Origin of the sequence: Desulfofundulus sp. (assembly GCF_049701015.1) — a bacterium.
In the GTDB taxonomy this organism is placed as follows: Bacteria; Bacillota; Desulfotomaculia; order Desulfotomaculales; family Desulfovirgulaceae; genus Desulfofundulus.
The window spans coordinates 1-1,728 of sequence record NZ_JBNATZ010000408.1 but is presented as its reverse complement, the minus strand read 5'-3'; the positions used below and the strand labels follow the sequence as shown (position 1 = coordinate 1,728).

General features: G+C 49.0%; 2 protein-coding genes. One reads left to right on the top strand and one right to left on the bottom strand.

Annotated features, from left to right (window positions below):
- Nucleotides 1–104 precede the first annotated feature (104 nt).
- Nucleotides 105–341, bottom strand: a complete 237-nt coding sequence (locus tag ACPLUI_RS14925) for a hypothetical protein (RefSeq protein WP_424661028.1) — start codon at nt 339–341, stop codon at nt 105–107.
- Between the two features lie 161 nt (nt 342–502).
- Here ACPLUI_RS14925 and ACPLUI_RS14920 point away from each other — a divergent pair, with 161 nt between their 5' ends.
- On the top strand, nt 503–1,657 hold the full coding sequence (locus ACPLUI_RS14920) for an RtcB family protein (protein WP_424661027.1): 1,155 nt from the start codon (nt 503–505) through the stop codon (nt 1,655–1,657).
- The last annotated feature ends 71 nt before the right edge of the window (nt 1,658–1,728 follow it).

Here is a 1,728-nt window from a genome sequence, read left to right as displayed (position 1 = left end):
TCGCCTGCAGTGGACTTTCACCACCAAGTTAACGCCCATGCCGGGCGCACAAGTATAAAGCTTTTGGGATCCTGCCCAAAAGCTTTTTTTATCACACAGGACAACTATGCCTGAGGCGGATCCAGTTGTTGCTGGACTTGCTGAAGCAGATCTCCGACACGTGTGTTTAAGTGCTGGAGCTGGCTGAACTGCTGGGATAATTGTGGCTGGGACGCAGCCAGCTGGCTAAGCATTACTCCCATTTCATAGGCTGCTTTCTGTGCTTCACGGACATGAAAGGATATCTGCTGTCTTTGGATGCCAGGATTGGGACGATTATCCAGAAAGTCCAACCAGGTCATGATACGTCCTCCTTAGGTAATTTCCTTGTGGTTGGTGCGGAATAAAATATTGTATTTTATTTATTTGCAACCAGGTGAATTAATATGCTAAAAATCTCCTGGAAGCTATCCTGGCTTTTTATGGAATTCCGTGTTATAATTCTTCCCGGCGAGGTGAGGCAATGAAAGTCATAACAGGAGAAAGGTTACCCATTAAACTTTGGGCCAGCGAAATTGAGGAAGGCGCCCTGGAACAGGCCCGGAACCTGGCAAATCACCCGTATGCCCGACACCACATCGCCCTGATGCCAGACGTCCATCAGGGCTACGGCATGCCTATCGGGGGAGTACTGACCACAGAAGGGGTAATCATCCCGAACGCCGTAGGAGTTGATATAGGGTGTGGGGTGCGGGCGGTAAGAACAAACCAAAGAGCTGCAATTGCCAGGCCCCGTTTAAGGGATATTCTAAGCAAAGTCCAACGGGCCATTCCCACTGGCTTCAATCACCATAAAAAACCTCAAAGTAATCCCCTCTTTAACCGTGCGCCAGATGTACCGGTCATCCGGGAAGAACTGGAAAATGCGAGGTACCAGTTGGGTACGCTGGGAGGGGGGAATCACTTTATAGAAATTCAAAGGGATGATCAGGATTATATATGGATCATGCTACACTCCGGTTCTCGAAACTTTGGAAAAAAAGTAGCCGATTACTATAACCGCCTGGCCATCCATTTGAATGAAAGGTATGGTTCTCCCGTCCCCAGAGAATGGCAACTTGCCTATTTGCCCATCAATACCAATGAAGGGCAAAATTACCTTACAGCCATGCAGTATTGCCTGGAATTTGCACGGGAGAACCGGGCCCACATGATGAGAGTAATCCTGGAAGTTTTTTGCTCATTCCTACCTGATTTTGCCTGGGATAAAGAACTTGATGTGCACCATAACTATGCTTCTTTAGAAAAGCACTTTGGCCAGCAACTGATTGTACACCGCAAAGGAGCCGTACGGGCGGTGGGAGAGGTAATCGTACCAGGTTCCATGGGTAGCCCTTCTTACATCTGCCGGGGCCTGGCCAACCCTGAAAGTTTTACCAGTTGCTCCCATGGAGCTGGGCGAGTAATGGGTCGAAATGAAGCCCGTCGACGCATACCGGTAGAAAAAGTTATTAAAGAGATGCAGGCTCTGGGAGTTGAGCTTTTTAAGGACAAAAAGGGGGATCTGGCAGAAGAGTGCCGCCAGGCCTACAAGGATATAGATCAGGTAATGGAAGAGCAGAAAGATCTGGTAGAAATTAAGATTAGATTACAACCCCTGGCGGTTATCAAAGGTTAATACGGTGCCGGATGCCAAATCGAGTAGGAGGGGGCGGCTAGCCCCCGTCCTCTCACACCACCGGACATGCG